The organism is Caulobacter sp. 10L414 (genome assembly GCF_056395525.1).
The window spans coordinates 14797-33648 of sequence record NZ_JBFTJR010000078.1 but is presented as its reverse complement, the minus strand read 5'-3'; the positions used below and the strand labels follow the sequence as shown (position 1 = coordinate 33648).

Genomic DNA, 18852 nt, shown 5'->3' with positions numbered 1-18852 from the left:
CTCCGGCCCTCCGGGCCACCTCCCCCAGAGGGGGAGGATCCTAGTCAGCCCTTCACGGCGTAGGAGATCGGAGTCTCGAAGCGGCGGCGGTTCCAGTCGGAGTCGCGGGGGGCCTTGGGGAACGGGGCGGCGGTGGACAGCAGGTCCATGGCCGCCGCGTCGAGCGCGCGGTCGCCGCTGCTCTCGACGATCACCGCCCGCGACATCCGGCCGAAACGGTCGAGGGTGAAGGCGACCACCACCACGCCGCGGGTGCGGCGGCGCTTGAGAGCCTCGGGCATCACCTTGCGCGCCTCGATCCACGACAGCACCTGGGCCGCATAGGGATCGTGGCTCTTGGCCGCCTCGCCGCGCACCTGCGCGGGGGCCCCGCCGCCGGCCGGAGCCGACGCGGCCGAGGTCGCGACCGCCACGGGCGTCGCCGTCGAGGCCGAGCGGATCTCGACGGGCTGGGGCGCGACCTGCGGCGCGGCGATCAGCGGGTCGGGGGCGGGAATCGGAACCGGACGCGGCCGGATCGGAGAAACGGCCCGCATCTCCCTCGGCACGGCCCGCTCGCGCCGCTGGCTGGACGCACGGGACGGCGAGGGCTCGGGACTGGGCGCGATCGCCTCGAACAGCGCCGCCTCCATGGCCGGCGGCTCGGCCAGGCCCGGCATGGCGCGAACAAAGCCCACCAGCCCGACGATGACGGCCGCATGCAGCCCCACCGACACGCCGGCGGCCAGGACCTTGTCCCCGCCCCGCCGGCGCGTCCGGGATCGTCCCAGGCCTATGGATTCCGCGACAGTCATAAGAATGCGTCGCATCTACAGGATGGACGGCCCCGGCACAACGCCCGGGCGGCTACCTAGGCCGCCTTGAGCGCCTCGGGCGCGATGTCCGACGCGAAGGCGGGGTAGAAGGTCGCCAGCATCCGCTCGGCATAGGCCACCAGATTGCAGAAGCCCTCGGCCCGGCGACGGATCGGCGAGTCGAAGAACGGCGTCAGGATCTGGGCCAGCACGCCGAAGACGATGGCGTCGACGCTGGTCGGCGCCGGCCCCATCATGAAGGCCTTGTCGCCGAGCATCTCCGACAGGGCGGTCAGCGACCACGAGGCCAGCTCGACGATCTCGTCGGGCGCATGGCGTCCGATCCCGACGGCCTTGAGGTTGGCCTCGACGGCATCCAGCAGCCCCGCCTTCAGGTCCTGGCGCATGGCTTCGGGCGCGCCGTCGAACCAGCGGGCCGGCCCCTTCTCGAAATTGTCGAAGTCGAAGAAGCGGAAGTAGCAGTTGGTCCAGCCCAGCTGGTTCTCGACCATCCGCTCGATCGCCCAGGCCTGGGCCCGTTCGACGCGGGAGAGGCCCGCATCCAGGTCGAGCCCGTAGCTGCGTTCGAGATAGGCGCGGATGAAGGTGGAGTCGGCGACCTTGACGCCGTCGTCGTCGATCCAGGGCAGCTGGCCCTTGGGCGAGGTCTCCGGATGGGCGGGGACCTTGCGGTAGGCCAGGCCCGCCATCATCAGGTGGATCTCGGTCTTGGTGACATAGGGGCTGCCTTCGGGGAGACCGTAGGCCGGGCCGGCGGCGTAGAGCGTGATCATCTCGAGGTCCCTCTCGTGCGGTATTGCGATGGGGAGAGACTGCCGCCACCCTGCTGCCAGCATGCTGTCAGCAACGATCCGGCACAGTGAGACCCATGAGACGCGCTGAACGCCTATTCCAGATCATCCAGATCCTTCGCCGCAGCCGTGCGCCGGTCACCGCCGACGCCATCGCCGCCGAACTGGAGACCTCAAAGCGCAGCGTCTATCGCGACATCGCCGCACTGGTCGGTCAGAGGGCGCCCATCCGCGGCGAGGCGGGCGTCGGCTACGTGCTGGAGGCCGGATACGACATGCCGCCCCTGATGCTGACGCCGGACGAGATCGAAGCCGCCGTGCTGGGCGCCCAATGGGTGGCCGGCCGAGGCGATCCCGCCCTGGCCACCGCCGCCCGCGACCTGATCGCGAAGATCGCCGCCGCGGTGCCCGACAACCTGCGCCCCTACGTGCTGGAGCCCGCCACCCGCGCCCCCGCGCCCTGGAACCCCGCGCCCGACGGCATCGACATGGCCCAGACCCGGGCCTGGATCCACGCCGGCCGCAAGATCCGGCTGGACTATCGCGACGAGAAGGGCGCGGTCAGCCAGCGCATCGTCTGGCCGGTGACCGTCGGCTACATGGCCACCACCCGCATGCTGATCGCCTGGTGCGAACTGCGCAGCGACTTTCGCAACTTCCGCACCGACCGGGTGGTGGCCGCGCAGTTCCTCGACGAGCGCCACGGCCAGCGCCCCGCCGTGCTGCGCGCCCGCTGGCAGCGACAGATGGAGGAGGAATGGGCCGCCTACGACGCGGCCAAGGCGGCCGGCAACGCTATCCCGCATAGCCCGGGCTGAAGCAGCGGGCCGGCAGCCTGCGCTCGGGCGAATGGAGAACGAGATGGACCGGCAAGGGCTCGGCCGCTCGCCATTCCTGGCCCTGCCGCATCCAGATCTCGGTTTTGGTCTTCTGGTCCCAGCCCGTCCAGACCGGGTCTCGGTCGCGCCTCGCCTCGCAATGCGTCGTCGACATCAGCGCATAGCGACCGCCGGGCAGGAAGACGACCCGCGAGTAGCGGATCCGCCCCAGCACCCTGAGCTGCTCTTCGGGCGCGCCGGCCTGGTTGCCGACCGAGTGGGGAACAAGCGCCTGATCGAGGGCCGCGTCACAGTCGATCGCCCCGGCGCGCCCGGGTCGCGACAACGCGAGCAACGCACCGATCGCCTTGACCTTCAACGAACGCCCCAGCCCTCGCGGCCGACCGGGAGCGCCTTCGACGGCTTCGGCGCGCCGCCACATCATCGGCTTGGCGGCGACCCGCTCGTCCGCATCGAACAAGCGCTGGCGCTCGACCGCGGCCACCACCTGACACTCGCGGGCGACGTGCTCGGGCGTGTCGATGGGATCGTGCAGCCACAGACCCAGCGTGACCGCCGAGGTCGTCGCCACGCCAAGCACCACCCCTCCCCCGATCGCCAACCTCTTGCCGACACCCATGCCCCGCCCTCGCACCAACACCCTAGATTGCACGCCGCCGACCGATCGCCAATTCAAGCGAGCCTGAAGGTTTCAACCCTCGCGCAACCGCTCGCCCGGCGATTAATCCTGAGAATGAGATTGCATTTGACTCGCAATTAAACCGCCGCTAGCTGCGACCCGTTCTTAAATAACGGGGGAATGCATGAAGTCGCGGTTGATGATGGCGAGCGCCGTCAGCGTTTGGGCGGTTCTGGCTGGCGCGGCGCAGGCCGAGGCTCCGGTCGCCACGGCGCCGGAAGCGCCGACAGAGGTCGACCAGGTGGTCGTCACTGGTGAAAAGACCAGCCGCAGCATCCAGGACACCGTCACCAGCGTGGCCGTGACCACCGCCCGCACCATCGAGCGCGAGCAGATCCGCGACTTCTACGACGTGGTCGCCAAGACCGCGAACATGAGCGAGACCTACGGCAAGAGCGGCTTCACGATCCGGGGCGTGGCCAACAACAACGTCTCGGGCGGCGGCTCCGCGGGCCTGGCCACCGTCTATGTGGACGGCGCGGCGGTTCCCGAACGCGCCATGTACGGCGGCCCGCTGGACATGTGGGACGTGGGCCAGGTCGAGATCTTCCGCGGACCGCAGTCGACCCTGCAGGGCCGCAACGCCCTGGCCGGCGCGGTGATCGTGCGCACGACCGACCCGACCAACGACTGGAACTTCAAGGCCCGCGTCACCGCGGCCAGCGGCGACGACCGCTCGATCGCGATCGCCGGCGGCGGCCCGATCGTCGAGGACCAGCTGGCCTTCCGCATCGCCGCCGAGGACCGCCAGAGCGACGGCTTCATCTACAACACCACGCGCAAGGTCGACGACGACGCCCTCGACACGCGCATGATCCGCGGCAAGCTGCTGCTGACGCCGGCGGCGGCCGAGGGCTTCAAGGCCATCGCCACCATGAGCCACAACGAGCGCAAGTCGGGCTATCTCTACACCTACAGCCGCACCGACACGCCGGACTATTACGACCACCGCGTCACCACGACCAACAATCCCAACACCAGCGACATCACCACCGACATCGCCACCCTGGAGCTGGAGCAGAAGCTGAGCGAGCGCTTCACCCTGTCGGGCGTGGCCTCGTGGAGCCAGGTGGATCTCATCCAGCGCTATGACGGCGACCTGGGGCCGCAGACCCTGTCGTACGGCGGCCAGAACGAGCGGATCGAGACGGCCAGCCAGGAAGTGCGCCTGAACTACGAGGGCAAGCGGCTCAAAGGCCTGGTCGGCCTGTTCCACGCCACCCGTGACGCCGACCGCAAGTCGGCCAGCCTGACCAACGTGGAATTCCCGCGCGCCACCCTGGTCAGCGTGCTGACCTCGACCCTGATGGGCAGCGTGCCCGGCATCACCCAGCCCCAGGCCCTGGCCCAGGCCAACGCCTTCGCAAACGCCTACATCGCCGCCCTGCCCGTCATCCCGGTCGACTACACCTCCGACGCGCCGGAGCTGGTGGAGACCACCGCCCTCTTCGCCGACGGCAGCTTCGCCGTGACGCCCAAGCTCAGCGTGCTGGCCGGCTTCCGCTACGACCGCGAGAAGAACACCCAGAGCTCGGTGCAGACCGCGCGCTTCGCCGGGGTCTATCCGACGCCGTCGGCCTTCGGCGCCTATGCGCCCTACGTCGTGCTGGTGAACCAGTTCGTCGGCTCGATGGTCGCCCAGGCCGGCGCGCCCTCGCCCGAGACGACGCGCGAGTTCGAGGCCTTCCTGCCCAAGCTCGGCGCCAAGTACGCCTTCACCGACGACGTCTCGGCCAGCTTCGTGGTCCAGCGCGGCTACCGCTCGGGCGGCACGGCGATCAACACCGCCCGCGCCACCGTGGTGCCCTACGACCCCGAATACACCTGGAACTACGAGTTCTCGCTGCGCACCTACTGGCCGCAGTGGGGCCTGACCGCCAACGCCAACGCCTACTATGTCGACTGGACCGACCAGCAGGTGTCGCTGAACCTGGGCCTCAACCAGTACGACTACCAGGTCGAGAACGCCGGCAGTTCGCACCTCTACGGCTTCGAGCTGGAACTGGCCCAGCGCGTCACGCCGCACGCCAGCTGGTGGGCCTCGCTGGGTCACACCAAGACCGAGTTCGATGAGTTCAACGTCCAGACCGGAACCGACACCCGCAACCTGTCGGGTTCGGAGTTTCCCTACGCCCCGCACTGGACCTTCGCGGTCGGCGGCGACTATCGCTGGGACAACGGCCTGGTGGCCAACCTCAATCTGAACTACCGCGCCAAGGCCTTCACAGAGGCCGGCGGCGAACAGGACGGCCGCATCGCCGACGCCCGCACCCTGGTCAACGGCCGCTTCGGCTACGAGAGCGATCGCTGGGGCGCCTACGTGTTCGGCAAGAACCTGCTGAACGAGAAGTACAGCCAGTACAGCCGCCCCGACTTCGCCGTGGCCCTGCTGGGCGAGCCGCGCGTGCTGGGCGTCAGCCTGGAGGCGCGCTGGTGATCGGGCCCATGGTGGGATTGGGCGGTCTGGCTCTCGCGCCACTGGCCCTTGGAGGCGCGCTGCTGCTGCGGCGCGCCTGGACCCACGCCGACGCGCGGCGCCCCTGGCTGATCGTCGGCGGCTGGGCGCTGCTGGCGATCGCCGTGGCCGTTTCCGTGCCGTTCCTGGGCGCGGCGCGCGGTCCCTCGATCGTGCTGGCGCTGGCCTCGACCGTAGCCCTGGCCCTGGTGGCCGCCGGGGTCGAGCTGCGCGAGGCCAAGCGCAAGGCGCCGCGCGAGCTGGCGCTGGAACCGTCCGACCGCCGACGGGTGGCCTGGCGCGGCTGGCTGCGCGGCTTCCTGGCCGGACCGCTGGGCGGGGCTGCGGCCATGGCCGTGGGTCTGGCCGTGGCCGTCTGCTTCCCGGCCGAGGTCAAGACCCGCCTGATCATAGGCGGCATGCTGGTGCCGTTCCTGTGGGCCGGCGGCATGGCCTGGACCCTGTCGGACGACAAGATCCTGCGCGCCCTGGCCGTGCTGATCGGCGTCACCGTCGCCGGCTTCGGCTCCGTGTTCCTGAAGGGCTCTCTCTGATGCACGCCCCGCAGCAAAAACCCAAACCCGGCAAGCCGATCTGGCCGAAGATCCCTGCCCCCTTCGTGCGCGCCATGCTGGCCGGCCACTCGGCCCTGGGCCTGGCGTTCGCCGCGCTGATCTACCTCGTCTGCTTCTCGGGCGCGGTGGCGGTGTTCACCAACGAGTTCAATCGCTGGGAGCAGCCCACCGCCCCGGTGCTGCACAGCGTGACGCCGGCGGCCGTCGGCACGGCCTTCGAAGAGGTGCTGGCCAGGAACCCCAAGGCCCATGACCTGTTCATCCGCATGCCCGAGCCCGCCCTGCCMCGCCTGTCGGTGCACGGCGACGACGCCAAGGGCGGCGAGCACACCTTCTTCGCCGACGCTTCGGGCAAGATCGTCGCCGAGCAGCGCACGCCCTTCAGCGAGTTCCAGGCCAAGCTGCACACCGCCCTGCACCTGCCGGGCAGCTGGGGCTTCTTCCTGGTCGGCCTGACCGGGGTCGCCCTGCTGTCGTCGCTGGTCTCGGGCGTGCTGTCGCATCCGCGCGTGTTCAAAGACGCCTTCGCGTTTCGCTGGGGCGGCTCCAAGCGCCTGCAGGAGGCCGACCTGCACAACCGCATCTCGGTGTGGGGCCTGCCCTTCCACGTGGTGGTGTCGCTGACCGGCGCGTTCCTGGGCCTTTCCGTCCTGATCGTCGGCGTGCTGGCCATGGTGGTGTTCGACGGGAACCGCGAGAAGGTCTTCGCCCTGTTCAGCGGCCCGGCCGTGGCCGACGACCCGCGCCCGGCCCCGGTGGTCGACGTGGCCAAGGGCCTTTCCGTCCTGCAGGCCAGGCACCCGGAAGCGGGCTTCAACTACATCTTCGTCGAACATCCCGGCGAGACCGGCCAGCACCTGACCATCAACCGCGTCACGCCCGGCAAGCTGTCGCGCGGCGAGATGTTCATCGTCGACGGAAACGCCAAGGTGCTGGGCGAGGCCGGCTTCGAGAGCGGCAATGTCGGCATGGCCATCTACGCCAGCCTGACGCCGCTGCATTTCGGCTGGTTCGGCGGCTGGCCGGTGAAGGTCGCCTACTTCCTGCTGGGCCTGGGCCTGACGGCGGTGACCGCCAGCGGCGTGGCCATCTGGCTGGCCCGCCGGCGCGACAAGGGCCGCCCGGCCCCGCGCTGGGAGCGGGTGTGGGTCGCCTTCTGCTGGAGCCAGCCCCTGGCCTACGGCGTGGCGGCCATGGTCGCCCTCCTGGCCCAGGGCGTCCCGCCGGTGGCGGTGTGGGGCGGGGTGACCCTGCTGGCCGCCGCCAGCGCGTTCCTGTGGACCCCGCAGGTGATCTCGATCCGCCTGCGCCTGGCCTCCGCGGTCAGCCTTGTGCTGGCGGCGCTGGTCCATCTGGCGCTGAACACCGGCCATAGCGTCGATCCGGTCGCCTGGATCATGGACGCCAGCCTGGTGCTGGGCGCGGCTGTGCTGGCGCTGTCGGTGCGGCTGACCAAGACGCCGGCGACGGCCTGATCCCGCCGCCCGGAAACGAAGGGGGCCCGCCGGCGACGGCGGGCCTTTTTCTTTGGCTGTGAAAGGCCGTCCTTCAACGCTTGAGCGATGCGGCAAGACCGGCTAAGCACGACCTCCACGGTCGCTCGCGACCCGTGCGGGCGTAGTTCAGAGGTAGAACRTCAGCTTCCCAAGCTGAATGTCAGGGGTTCGATTCCCCTCGCCCGCTCCAATCTCCTCGCCTCATCTCGAAACGTTGACGCCCGCCCGCGCGCGGCGCACGCTGGCCGTCAAACAGACGTTCGGGAGGAGAACGCGATGGCCGACGGCGAAGATCACCCCCGCGCGCGCTTCCACGCCATGACCGAGGGCACGGCCGAGGATTGGGGCATCATCGCCCAGGCGGCCGGCGAATACGGGCGCGAGCTGCCCGACCGGCTGATCAAGCACCTGCAACTGCTGCAGGGCGATTGCGGGGGCTTCGCGGTGGACCGGCTGGAGCACAGCCTGCAGACCGCCACCCGGGCCCACCTGGCCGGCGAGGACGAGGAATACGTCGTCTGCGCCCTGCTCCACGACATCGGGGACATCCTGGGCCCGCGCAACCACGCCGACATCGCCGCCGCCATCGTCCAGCCCTTCGTGTCGGAGGCCAACCACTGGATGGTGGCCAACCACGCGATCTTCCAGGGCTACTACTTCTTTCATCACCTGGGGCTCGACCGCGACATGCGCGAGGCCTTCAGGGGCCATCCGCACTTCGAGCGCACGGCCAAGTTCTGCCACCAGTACGACCAGCCGGCGTTCGACCCGGCCTATGAGACGCTGCCGCTGGAGGCGTTCGAGCCGATGCTTCGGCGCGTGATGAGCACGCCGAAGCGATCGATCTACCTGCGGGCCGCGGAGGGCTGAACGCGTCCTACTGGACGCGCTCGACCTTGATCCCGCGCTTGGCCAGCAGCGCCTGGACGCTGTCGGGACCGACGAGGTGGCCCGCGCCGACGGCGACGAAGCTGACGCCCTTGCCGTCGAGCTTGGTCTTCAGCTGGTCGGCCCAGGCCGTGTTCCGGCCCACGATCAGGGTGTGGTAGAGCGGCTGGTACTTGGTCCGCATCTCGGTGACGAACTGGCTTTCCAGGGTCGTCAGGTCGCCCTCGGCCCAGGCCTTGACCAGGGCGTCGAGCTTGGCGGGGCCTTCATCGACCTCTTCCAGCGTCGACTTCAGCAGCGACACCTCGTCGGCGGCCGGCAGGTCGGCGAAGAAGCGGATCTGCTGCTCGGCGGTCTCCAGCGAGCCCAGGCCCTTGCCGCCGGCCTTGACCTCGGCGGTCAGCACCTGCTCGACGCCCTTCTTGGGGTCGAAGCCGGCCTTGACCATCGGGGCCATGGCCAGGGTGATGGCGGCCATCCACGGACGGAAGGCCTCGAGCGCCGCGGCCGGCATGCCCATCTCCTGGCCGTAGGCCTTGGTCTTCTCCCAGTCGGCCGGCGACAGCTTCTTGGACAGCGGCGTGGACTGGTCGATGCCGTACTTCATGATCAGCGGCTGCATCACCGCCATGTCGTCGGCGCCGACCACTTCCAGCACCAGCTCGTCGGTCGACTTCAGGGCGCCGTCCAGCTTGGCCGAACGCCACTGGGTCTCGGGGCGCAGCACGTGGACGGTGCCGAAGAGGTAGATGGTGGAGTCGTGGTCCTTGATCTTCCACAGGGCCGGATCGGCCAGGGTCGGCGTGGCCGCGCCCAGGGCGAGGACGGAAACCAGGCCCACGACGAGGCGACGGGCGGCTTTGACGGACGAACGCAGCATTCGGATCCTCTTTAAGTGAAATCGGTTCGGGAACGGTGGTGGAAACCGGGGGCTAGTCGACGAAGCCTCGCCGCCAGGCGATGATCATCGAGATCAGCAGGTAGCCGATCATGTTGACGTTGACGGCGTCCCACAGGGTGAGCGGCGGCAACAGGGCGAGCTTCTCGCCGGCCGCCCACAGGAACAGCAGCCCCTGCAGCAGGCCGTAGGAGACCGCGGCGGTCTCGGCCATGGTCCGGCGCATCAGCTCGTCGCTGCGCACCCACAGCGTGATGTTGCCGACGGTCTGGACCAGGAAGACGGTGATCAGGCCGGTCATGACCGCCGAGGCCAGCAGCGGCGACAGCGGCACGAACAGCGCGCCGGCCAGGGGCGGCGCGGCCAGCATCACGCCGGCCAGCACCAGCACCCCGCCCTGCCCCGCGTAGAAGCTGGCCTGGGCCGGGGTGGCGGCCCTGGTCTGGTCGTCGCCGTTGATCTGGCGGCCCAGCGCCTTGCGGCTGAGGCTGACGATCATGGTCGCCAGGCCCACGGTCACCAGGAAGGCGGCCAGGCCCAGCGAGACGACGTCGCCGCCCGACAGCTCCAGGCCCTGCCAGTAGCCCTGGCGCTTGAGCCAGATCAGGACGCGACCGGCGATGAAGCCCGCGGGCGCGCCGACGGCCAGCATGATCAGGGCGCGACGGGTGCGGGGCGAAAGTTTCTGGCTTTCCGAAGCGACGGTCATGTCAGTCCTCGTCCTGGAAAATGGCTTCGATGGGCTGGCCGAACAGGCGGGCGATCTTGAAGGCCAGCGGCAGGCTGGGATCGTACTTGCCCGTCTCCAGCGCGTTGATGGTCTGGCGCGAGACGTCGAGCCTCTGGGCCAGGTCGGCCTGGCTCCAGTCGCGTTCGGCGCGCAGCACCTTGAGGCGGTTCTTCATCGCGGCCTCAGCGGTAGCGCCAGGACACCAGGCCCTGGGCGAGGCCGAACACCACGGCGAAGACCGGCGCGACCACCCACAGCTGCAGATGCGGCGCCTTGCCGAAGGCCTCCAGAACGCCCCAGGCGGTGGCCAGCGACAGGGTCGCGCCAAGAGCCCACAGCAGGCTCTCGACCGTGATCCGCCGCAGCAGTTCGTCGGTCTCGCGCAAGACATAGAGGCCAAGGCTGGCGAAGGCGGCGACCAGGGCGACCACCGGGGCCAGGGCTGCGGCGTAGCCGAGCGCGCCCTGCGTCAGCCCCGCCATGTAGAGCTGGACCGCCCCGAGCAGCAGGATCACATAGGCGGTTATCGCGCCCAGGAAGCCGATCAGGAAGCCGCGCATCGCCGGACGCACCGGCTCGCCGCCATAGAGCCGGCGGGCGGTGGAGGCGAAGGCCGCGGCCGCGAAGGCCATGGCGACGGCGCCGACATAGGTGGGCCACTGGCCGCGCCCGAGCAGCAGCATAGCCATCGAGCCGCCGACGCCGACCACGCCGACGAGGACCAGGATGGCGGCCTTGGCCGGCGCCGGGCGGGTGTTCTTGAGAAAGGCGTTCATGGCGTTCCCTCCCCTAGCGCCGCTTCAGCCACCAGCCGATCCAGAACAGGCCGTAACCGACAAGCTGGAAGCCGCCGAGCAAGGCCATGCCGAACAGCACAGCCTCGGTGGTGGTCATGCCGACCGGCAACGCGGCCTCGGTGGCTCCGGGCATGGCGTGCAGCAGGATGTAGGGCACGGCGGCCAGGGCCAGGCCCGTCGAGCCGCCCCAGTACCAGGACCACTTGTGGGCTTCACGCGCGGCCTCGTCGGCGGCGCTCCACCAGCGCGCGCAGAGCCACAGCACCAGAGCCATGACCCCGATGACCGACAACGCGATGACGACCAGCGAAAAGACGGCGAACTCAGGCTTTCGCTTACCCAGCTCCCCGATCAGGGAGGCCGCGACGCCGAGCACCAAGGCCGCGCCAAACGAATAAACCACCGCGGCCACAAGCCGTCGCCGCGCCAGTCTTTGCCCCGACATGCCAAGTTCCCCCGTCAAAATGACAAGGAACATTGACATCAAAGCCCAGAGCCATGTCAAGGACCCTGGACAAAATTCGCGTTTAGGCGGCGATGCGCCCGCTGCGCCAGTGCAGCGGCGCCGGAGCGGCGACGCCGAGGGCCTTGGCCAGCCAGTGGGCCTTAGGGTCGGCGTGGATCAGCCAGCCGTATTGCGAAAAGCGGTCGCCGTAGTCGTCCCAGCGGATCACCCGCCCGTCGGCGTCGCAGCGCCACACAGCCTTGTCGCAGCCGGGGATGCGCTCGGCGCGCTCCCAGGCGGCCACGCGCTGGCTGTGGGTCGAGAACGGGCCGGAAAAGAGGCGGTTCATGACGCGGAGCTCCCGTCGACGCGGCGCGGATCGAAAATCGAATCTGCGTGTAATCGCAACAACTCAACACTAGCACTTGGTGACGGTTAACGTAGCCAACACCATATGTAGTGCGACGCCATGCCGCGCGACAGCTTGAACATGTTCATCGACTTGCGCTTTGCGCGACTCAGGACGGCGTAAGCGGTCGCCGTGCCGCATCCAGCGCCACGTGCAAGTCGGCCCGTCCCGGAAGGTCCTGGGCGCACCAGGCCGTCAGCCGTTCGTAGTGGTCGAGGAAGCGTTCGAGAGCCGCCGGATCCAGCCCGCCCCGCGCCCCGCGCGCCGCCAGTTTCGCCTGGAGCTTGGCCTCCTGCTCGCGACGCCAGGCCCGCACGGCGGCGAAGTCGGGGGCGGTCAGCACCGCCAGCCAGTCGATCCGCGAGAACAGATCGCCGTACGGTCCGGCCAGAGCGGCGTCGATGAACCCGCGCCAGGCGCCGTCCGGGTCCTCGTCGCGCTCCAGGGCGTTGACCGGCGCGGCCAGCGCCCCCGCCCCCTGCGGGCGCGCGCCCAGGCACCAGCCCTCCAGCAGCACCACGTCGGCCGGCCCGTCGAACACCGGCCAGTCCCGGCGAGGGGCGCGGTCGTCGGCGGCCTTTTCGAAGCGCGGCAGGGCGATCGCCCCCTGCCCCGCCAGTCCGTCGAGCACCGAGAGACCGAGGTCCACGTCGTGCGTGCCCGGCGGCCCGCGCGTGACCAGCAGCGGATGAACCTCCCGCGCCAGGACCAGACGCTCGGCGCGGGTCAGATAGAGATCGTCCAGCGACAGGACGGCGACCTTCTGGCCCTCCCCCTCCAGCAGCCGGGCGACCACCGCCATCAGGGTCGACTTGCCCGACCCTTGCGGCCCCGACAGGCCGGCGACGAAGCCCGGCCGGCCATGGGCGCGCGCCGCCACGCCGATCCGCTGCGCCAGGGGACGGTGCAGGCGGCGAAAGATCTCGACGAAGCCGGCGTCCAGGCGCTCGGCGCGCATGAAGTCGGCAAGCCAGTCGGGGTCGGGCGCGGTCATGGGCCGACCATGCACCGCTTCGCGCGGTTACTGCACCCGCCGCACGCGATAGCCGCGCGCCTTCATCAGGGCCGGCAGGCCGTCCGGCCCGGCCATGTGCAGGGCCCCGACCGTGACCAGCGCGACGCCGGCGCCGGCCATCTCGCGATCCAGAACTTCGGCCCAGGCCAGGTTGCGGCGCTTGAGCAGGGCTTCGTAGAGCTCTGGCCGGTCGCGGCGCATGCCCTCGACCAGGATCGCGCCCAGGCGGTCGACGTCGCCCTTCAGCCAGGCCTGCTGCAGGTCTACGCCCCGGCGCGGCGGCGCGACCTGCTCGGCGGCGACGTCGTCGAGGTACTGCACCTCGACGGTCTCGGGCAGGTCGGCGAACAGGCGCAGCTGCTGCTCGAAGCTCTCGAAGGCCAGCACCGGCTTTTCGGCGCGCACGGCCTGGCGGGTGACGGTCGCGTCGGCCCCGGCGTCCACCGAGCCGCCGGCCTCCGTCATCGGCAGCACCGACAGCATCATGGCCGCCGCCCAGGGCCGCAGGCGGTCGACACGGTCGAGGCTGGCGCCGCGGCTGTCGAGCGCCGCGCGCAGGCTGGCCACGGTGCGCGGCGGCAGCTTCTCGGTCAGGGAACGGTCGAGGTCGACGCCGTAACGGTCGACCAGCGCCTTCACGGCCACCGGATCGGCGTCGACGCGGGTCTCGAACCACAGCTTGTCGGCGCGGGCGTAGGCGCGGTCGAAGGCCGGGGTGCGCCAGCGCACATCCGGCGACAGCACGTGCATCGAGCCGAACAGATAGATGCGGGAGTCGCCGTCGCTGACCTCCCACATGGCCGGCGCCGCATGGGCCGCGCCCGACAGCGCGACCAGCGCCACGACGGCCGCCGCCGCGCCCCTGATCCAAGCCAGAACCATACGCCGTCCCCGACTAAAACACGGGGACCACGCTAGGCGAGAGCGGGTTAACCAGGCGAGCGCGACGCGCCGCGGCCTAACGCCACGCCTTGAAGTGCTTCGAAAGCTTCAGGCCCTGGCGCTGGTAGTGCGAACCGCCCTCGCCATAGAGGCGCGCGGGACGCTCGGTCAGGGGCTCGTAGACCAGGCGCGCCACCGTCTGACCGTCCTCCAGCAGGAACGGCGTCTCGTGGCTGCGCACCTCGAGCACCCCCTTGGAGCCGACGGCGCCGGCCTCCTCGGTGCCGAAACCCGGGTCGAAGAAGCCGGCGTAGTGGACGCGGAACTCGCCGACCGACGGATCGATCGGGGTCATCTCGGCCGCTTCCATGACCGGGATCTCGACGTCGTCCTTGGAGGCCAGGATGTAGAACTCGCCCGGATCGAGCAGCAGCTCGCCATGGCGGGTCTCCAGCGGCTCCCAGAAGTCGCGCGGGTCGTGGCCGTCCTCATGGTCGAGGTCGACGACGCCGGCGTGGCGGCGGCCGCGGAAGCCGACGATGCCCGTGTCGCCCGGCGTCAGGTCGACGCCGACGCTGCGGATGGCCAGCTTGACCGGGTCGCCGCGCTTGAGGCGCAGCTGGTTCAGGCGCGTGCCGGCGCGGACCAGCACCGAGAAGGTCTGCGGCGCGATCTCGATGTAGAGCGGCCCCTCATAGCCGGCCTCGATGTCGTCGAAGGCCTTGGAGTGGTCGCTGAGCAGGCGGACGAACACGTCGACCCGGCCGGTGGAGCTCTTCGGGTTGCCGCGCGCGGCCACATTGGCCGGCAGCGCCAGGCGCTCCTGGATCTCGGCGATGTAGACGCAACCCTTCTCCAGCACCGCGCCCTTCGACAGGTCCAGCTCGTGCATGGCCACGTCCTTGAGGCGGTCGGGCACGCGGCGGGCGACGCCCGGCAGGAACGAGGCCCGCACGCGCCAGCAGCGCACGCCCAGGCGCAGGTCGAGGCTGGCGGGCTGGACCTGGTCGCGGTCGAACGGGGTCTGCGAGGTGATCGCCTCCTGGGCGATCAGGGAATCGATGGTCTGGCAGGGCAGAATCCCTGCGGCGTGGGCGTCGGTCATCGGCGGCACACTCTCTAAACCTCGCGCGTAAGGCAAGGCTGAGCGCGCGCGGCTCGCCTCCAGGCATTCTGATGTTGAAATAAGACCCTGGGCGCTTGACCCTGCGGGCCGCCAAACCCCTTATGCCGCCAAATTGTGACTGCTGCGTCGAGGAAGCCGTGTCCGAAGATCCGAAGAACTGGGACGTCGCCACCAAGCTGATCCGCGGAGGGCTGGCCCGTTCGCCGTTCATGGAGACCGCCGAGGCGCTCTACCTGACCCAGGGCTTCACCTACGACAGCGCCGAGGGCGCCGACCGCCGGTTCTCGGGCGAGGATCCGGGCTTCGTCTATTCGCGCTTCAACAATCCGACCGTGAAGATGTTCGAGGACCGCCTGGCCCTGCTGGAAGGCGCCGAGGTGTGCCGCGCCACGGCCACCGGCATGGCCGCCGTCCACTCGGCGCTGATGGGCCTGGTGCGCGCGGGCGACCATGTGGTGGCCGGCAACGCCCTCTTCGGCTCGTGCCGCTGGCTGATCGCCGAGTGGCTGCCGCGTTTCGGCGTCGAGACCACCTTCGTCGACGCCACCGACCTTTCGGCCTGGGAAGCGGCGATCAAGGCCAACACCAAGGCCGTGCTGATCGAGACGCCCTCGAACCCGGTGCTGGAGATCACCGACATCGCCGCGGTGTCGAAGCTGGCCCACGCCGTCGGCGCCAAGGTCATCGTCGACAACGTGTTCGCCACCCCGATCTTCCAGCAGCCGCTGGAGCTGGGCGCCGACGTCGTCGTCTATTCGGCCACCAAGCACATCGACGGCCAGGGCCGCGTGCTGGGCGGAGCGATCCTGACCACCGAGGCGATCAACGAGGAATTCTATCGCGACAGCATGCGCCACACCGGCCCGTCGCTGTCGCCGTTCAACGCCTGGGTGATGCTCAAGGGCCTGGAGACGCTGGACCTGCGCGTTCGCCGCCAGACCGACACCGCCGCGGCCCTGGCCGACGTCATGGCCGGCCACAAGAAGGTGACCAAGGTCCTCTACCCGTTCCGCACCGACCACCCCGGCTACGAGGTGGCCAAGAAGCAGATGACCGGCGGCGGCACCGTGATCGCGCTGGACCTCGGCTCGCGCGAGGCGGCCTTCAAGTTCCTGAACGCGCTGGAGATCGTCGACATCTCCAACAACCTGGGCGACGCCAAGTCGATGGCCACCCACCCGCCGACCACCACGCACCGCTCGGTGCCCGAGGAAATGCGCCCGCTGCTGGGCGTCACCGAGGGCGGCGTGCGCCTGTCCGTCGGCCTCGAAAGCCTGCCTGACCTGACGCGAGACGTGACCCGTGCGCTCGACCAGGCGTGAGTCCAGCCCGCCGCTGAAGCGGATCCGTCGGCGCCGCGGCCCCGACACCGGGATCTACGAGGCCCGCACGCGCGACATCGTCGTGCGGGTCGCGCCCTGCTACCTGCCCGAGGAATCCTCGCCCGAGCAGGGCCTCTACCTGTGGGCCTACACCGTCGAGATCGAGAACCACGGCGTCGAGACCGTGCATCTGGTCGCGCGCTGGTGGAAGGTCACCGACGCGATGAACCGCAGCAACGAGGTCGAGGGCTCGGGCGTGGTCGGCGAGCAGCCCGAGCTGAAGCCGCGAGAGGCGTTCCGCTACGTCTCCAACTGCCCGCTGCCCACCCCTTCGGGCACGATGGTCGGCCGCTACCAGATGGTGACCGAGGCCGGCGAGGCGTTCGACGCGCACATCCCCGAGTTCTCGCTGCACCTGCCGGGCGCCTCGCGCCGGGTGAACTGACGCAAGGATCGCGTTTCCGAAAACGCAACCTTGAGATAGTACGTCATCGTTCTCGAACGGGGGAACCGAGGCGATGACGTCCTACACCATCCAGATCTGGAACCAGTCCCAGGCCGCCAGGAGCTACGTGCTGTTCGTGCAGCAGCCTGAACTGGCCGCGGCCGGCTCGACGCAGGGCTACACCAACGCCTGGGCGACCTTTCCCAGCTTGACCAACGGCGGCTTTGACCGCATCACCTTCGACGAGACCATCTACGCCTACTGGAGCGAGCCGCCGGCCAACGGCCGGACCCAAAGCGGCGGCGTGGCGCCGGTCAACACCCAGACCCATGACACGGTGACTTTCAGCGGCGGCTCGCCCACCGGCTTCACCTCGGTCACCAGCCCGGGCTCGGCCCCGCCGGGAACCTTCGCGATCGTCACGGGATCGGACTTCACCCCGAGCAACGGCTATGTGCTGGGGGTGGCGCGCATGGCCGCCTCGCCGATCCCGGTCCCGACCATGACCTTCCCGGCCCTGCCGAACATGATCAGCACCATCCGCCCGATCCACACCTACTATGTGGCCGTCGGGGACTATGCGCCGGGCGAGGTGATGGACGCGGGCCTGGTCGCCGGCGCCGCCGAGATCGACTTCACCGGACGGGCGCAGACCACCGCCACGGTCATCCAGCAGGCGGACGGAACCTTCTCGGTCACCTACGGCTGACGGGGCCGCCGAACGGCGCCATTGCCAAGTAACAGCGTTACGCGTTTACTTCCCTGGCGGCGCGAGACCGCGAACACATAGGGAGGTTGCGGCGTGGCCGACTACGAGCTCACCCTCATCAACCAGAGCGACGACGTCCAGAACTCGACGGTCGTGGTGTTTCAGAAGGCGCCGACCAGGCCCGTGAGCCTGGCGCGGTCGATCCCGCCGGGCGGCTCGTCGAAGATCAGCTTCAACAATCTCGAACCCAGCGCCCAGGCCTATCTGGTGCTGGGCGAGCGGCCCCACCTGGACGGCGGCGAACCGCCGGCCGGCTCGGTGCGGCTCGACCTGGACTTGACGCATGAGTACGTCATCCGGCGGCCGGAAGGGCGGCACTAGGCCGAGAAGACCCCCTCAGCGCTCCAGGAACCTCCCCCTCTGGGGGAGGCGGCCGAAGGCCGGTGGGGGCCGTTTTCAGCTATCTAAGCGCTGGGGAGATCGCAATCACTCCCCCCACCGATCGCTGCGCGATCGCCTCCCCCAGAGGGGGAGGTTCCTTCTGCTTTACGCCTCGCCGTCGGGCTCGAGCGCGTAGACGCGCGAGCAGTACTCGCAGGTCACGTGGATCTTGCCGTCCGGCTCGATCATCTCGGCCTTCTCTTCGGGCGAGAAGGACTGCAGCACCACGCCGATCCGCTCTTCCGAGCAGCGGCAGAAGGCGCGCAGCGGCTTCTCGTCGATCAGGCGCACGCCGTCCTCGTTGAACAGGCGCCACAGCAGGGTGGTGGTCGGCACGGTCGGGTCGATCAGCTCGTCCTCGCCCGTGGTCTCGAACAGCGCCTGGGCGTGGTTCCAGGCTTCCTTGGTCTCGCCGCGCGTCTCGTCGCCGGCGATCGTCTGGATCAGGATGCCGCCGGCGCGCCAGGACAGGCCCTCGCCGGTGTCGACCTGGCCGACGGCCAGGCGCACGCGGGTCGGGATCTGTTCCGACTGCATGAAGTACTGCTCGGCGCACAGGGCCAGGCTCTCGCCCTCGATGGCCGTGACGCCCTGGTAGCGCTCCATGTCGGTGCCCTGGTCGAGCGTCATGATGAACACGCCGCCGCCCAGCAGGGTCTTGGCGCCCGGACGCGAAAAGCCTTCCGAGACGGCCGCCACCTCATCGGGGTCGAACCGGCAATAGCCGCGCATGCCGCCGCTGGTGTCGTAGTCGACGACCACGTAGCGCACCGGGCCGTCGCCCTGGGCCTGGACGATCAAGCGGCCCTCGAACTTCAGGCTCGAACCGACCAGCGCGGCCAGCGCGCAGGCCTCGCCCAGCAGGTTGGCCACGGGCTCGGGATAGGAATGGCGGGTCAGCACCTCGTTGACCGCCGCACCCAGCCGCACCACGCGGCCACGCACGGGCAAGCCTTCTATCTGGAAGGCGGAAACGAGGTCGTCGGACAGGATCTGGGGGGCGGCGTCGGTCATGGGGCGGTTAGATAGGCGCTTTGTGGGAAAATGCGAGGGGGCGGTGCAAAACCCCCTCCGGCCCTCCGGGCCACCTCCCCC

22 protein-coding genes and 1 tRNA gene are annotated in these 18852 nt (G+C 69.7%); 10 read left to right on the top strand and 13 right to left on the bottom strand.

Going from position 1 to position 18852, the window contains the following annotated elements; all coding sequences use genetic code 11:
* Positions 1-44: 44 nt before the first annotated feature.
* Both AC1DCG_RS22605 and AC1DCG_RS22600 read right to left on the bottom strand, forming a co-directional pair.
* Entirely contained in the window at positions 45-794 is a 750-nt protein-coding gene (locus tag AC1DCG_RS22605; protein WP_477030819.1) for an energy transducer TonB family protein, read from the bottom strand.
* A gap of 56 nt (positions 795-850) precedes the next feature.
* Positions 851-1588, bottom strand: coding sequence for a glutathione S-transferase family protein (locus tag AC1DCG_RS22600; RefSeq protein WP_477030820.1), 738 nt, complete (start codon positions 1586-1588; stop codon positions 851-853).
* A gap of 95 nt (positions 1589-1683) precedes the next feature.
* On the opposite strand from AC1DCG_RS22600, the gene AC1DCG_RS22595 reads away from it, so the two are divergent.
* Positions 1684-2424, top strand: a complete 741-nt coding sequence (locus AC1DCG_RS22595; RefSeq protein ID WP_477030821.1) for a helix-turn-helix transcriptional regulator — start codon at positions 1684-1686, stop codon at positions 2422-2424.
* Here AC1DCG_RS22595 and AC1DCG_RS22590 read toward each other — a convergent pair.
* Positions 2402-3064 carry a hypothetical protein gene (locus AC1DCG_RS22590; RefSeq protein ID WP_477030822.1) on the bottom strand — a complete coding sequence of 221 codons (663 nt, stop codon included), beginning with the start codon at positions 3062-3064 and terminating at the stop codon, positions 2402-2404. The genes AC1DCG_RS22595 and AC1DCG_RS22590 overlap by 23 nt on opposite strands.
* A gap of 184 nt (positions 3065-3248) precedes the next feature.
* Here AC1DCG_RS22590 and AC1DCG_RS22585 point away from each other — a divergent pair, with 184 nt between their 5' ends.
* From AC1DCG_RS22585 to AC1DCG_RS22565, 5 genes are all read left to right on the top strand, one after another.
* The gene (locus AC1DCG_RS22585; RefSeq protein ID WP_477030823.1) at positions 3249-5561 is read left to right on the top strand and encodes a TonB-dependent receptor; all 2313 of its coding nucleotides are present in this window, start codon (positions 3249-3251) and stop codon (positions 5559-5561) included.
* Positions 5558-6133 (top strand): hypothetical protein, encoded by a 576-nt coding sequence (locus AC1DCG_RS22580; protein WP_477030824.1) that lies wholly within the window; start codon positions 5558-5560, stop codon positions 6131-6133. The genes AC1DCG_RS22585 and AC1DCG_RS22580 overlap by 4 nt, the downstream gene beginning before the upstream one ends.
* Positions 6133-7629 carry a PepSY-associated TM helix domain-containing protein gene (locus tag AC1DCG_RS22575; protein ID WP_477030825.1) on the top strand — a complete coding sequence of 499 codons (1497 nt, stop codon included), beginning with the start codon at positions 6133-6135 and terminating at the stop codon, positions 7627-7629. The genes AC1DCG_RS22580 and AC1DCG_RS22575 overlap by 1 nt, the downstream gene beginning before the upstream one ends.
* Before the next feature lie 136 nt (positions 7630-7765).
* Positions 7766-7840: transfer RNA gene (locus AC1DCG_RS22570), tRNA-Gly, on the top strand.
* 86 nt (positions 7841-7926) lie between these two features.
* A complete protein-coding gene (locus tag AC1DCG_RS22565) occupies positions 7927-8520 on the top strand; it encodes an HD domain-containing protein (RefSeq protein ID WP_477030826.1) in 594 nt (197 codons plus the stop codon).
* A gap of 7 nt (positions 8521-8527) precedes the next feature.
* Here the strand turns inward: AC1DCG_RS22565 and AC1DCG_RS22560 are convergent, their stop codons facing one another.
* The 9 genes from AC1DCG_RS22560 to AC1DCG_RS22520 form a co-directional block, all read right to left on the bottom strand.
* Positions 8528-9418 (bottom strand): TraB/GumN family protein, encoded by an 891-nt coding sequence (locus tag AC1DCG_RS22560; RefSeq protein WP_477030827.1) that lies wholly within the window; start codon positions 9416-9418, stop codon positions 8528-8530.
* A 52-nt stretch (positions 9419-9470) separates the two neighbouring features.
* Positions 9471-10145, bottom strand: a complete 675-nt coding sequence (locus AC1DCG_RS22555; RefSeq protein ID WP_165262029.1) for a hypothetical protein — start codon at positions 10143-10145, stop codon at positions 9471-9473.
* 1 nt (position 10146) lies between these two features.
* Positions 10147-10341 carry a helix-turn-helix transcriptional regulator gene (locus AC1DCG_RS22550; protein ID WP_058348510.1) on the bottom strand — a complete coding sequence of 65 codons (195 nt, stop codon included), beginning with the start codon at positions 10339-10341 and terminating at the stop codon, positions 10147-10149.
* Positions 10342-10348: 7 nt separating this feature from the next.
* Positions 10349-10942 carry a hypothetical protein gene (locus tag AC1DCG_RS22545; protein ID WP_477036832.1) on the bottom strand — a complete coding sequence of 198 codons (594 nt, stop codon included), beginning with the start codon at positions 10940-10942 and terminating at the stop codon, positions 10349-10351.
* 13 nt (positions 10943-10955) lie between these two features.
* Positions 10956-11408, bottom strand: coding sequence for a hypothetical protein (locus tag AC1DCG_RS22540; protein ID WP_477030829.1), 453 nt, complete (start codon positions 11406-11408; stop codon positions 10956-10958).
* 82 nt (positions 11409-11490) lie between these two features.
* Complete coding sequence (locus AC1DCG_RS22535; protein WP_101716499.1) at positions 11491-11757, bottom strand: hypothetical protein; 267 nt, start codon at positions 11755-11757, stop codon at positions 11491-11493.
* A 169-nt stretch (positions 11758-11926) separates the two neighbouring features.
* Positions 11927-12811: a kinase gene (locus tag AC1DCG_RS22530; RefSeq protein WP_477030830.1), complete on the bottom strand. Its 885-nt coding sequence runs from the start codon at positions 12809-12811 to the stop codon at positions 11927-11929.
* A gap of 27 nt (positions 12812-12838) precedes the next feature.
* Positions 12839-13714: a TraB/GumN family protein gene (locus AC1DCG_RS22525; protein WP_477030831.1), complete on the bottom strand. Its 876-nt coding sequence runs from the start codon at positions 13712-13714 to the stop codon at positions 12839-12841.
* Positions 13715-13790: 76 nt separating this feature from the next.
* Positions 13791-14819, bottom strand: coding sequence for a 2'-deoxycytidine 5'-triphosphate deaminase (locus AC1DCG_RS22520; RefSeq protein WP_477030832.1), 1029 nt, complete (start codon positions 14817-14819; stop codon positions 13791-13793).
* 158 nt (positions 14820-14977) lie between these two features.
* Between AC1DCG_RS22520 and metZ the strand changes: the two genes are divergently transcribed.
* The 4 genes from metZ (at position 14978) to AC1DCG_RS22500 (ending at position 17697) form a co-directional block, all read left to right on the top strand.
* A complete protein-coding gene (metZ, locus tag AC1DCG_RS22515) occupies positions 14978-16162 on the top strand; it encodes an O-succinylhomoserine sulfhydrylase (protein WP_477030833.1) in 1185 nt (394 codons plus the stop codon).
* Positions 16143-16607, top strand: coding sequence for a Co2+/Mg2+ efflux protein ApaG (gene apaG, locus AC1DCG_RS22510; protein ID WP_165262015.1), 465 nt, complete (start codon positions 16143-16145; stop codon positions 16605-16607). The genes metZ and apaG overlap by 20 nt, the downstream gene beginning before the upstream one ends.
* A gap of 73 nt (positions 16608-16680) precedes the next feature.
* Positions 16681-17316 (top strand): hypothetical protein, encoded by a 636-nt coding sequence (locus AC1DCG_RS22505; protein ID WP_477030834.1) that lies wholly within the window; start codon positions 16681-16683, stop codon positions 17314-17316.
* Between the two features lie 93 nt (positions 17317-17409).
* A complete protein-coding gene (locus AC1DCG_RS22500; RefSeq protein WP_165262011.1) occupies positions 17410-17697 on the top strand; it encodes a hypothetical protein in 288 nt (95 codons plus the stop codon).
* Positions 17698-17862: 165 nt separating this feature from the next.
* Here the strand turns inward: AC1DCG_RS22500 and AC1DCG_RS22495 are convergent, their stop codons facing one another.
* Positions 17863-18771, bottom strand: a complete 909-nt coding sequence (locus AC1DCG_RS22495) for an Hsp33 family molecular chaperone (RefSeq protein WP_477030835.1) — start codon at positions 18769-18771, stop codon at positions 17863-17865.
* Positions 18772-18852 lie beyond the last annotated feature (81 nt).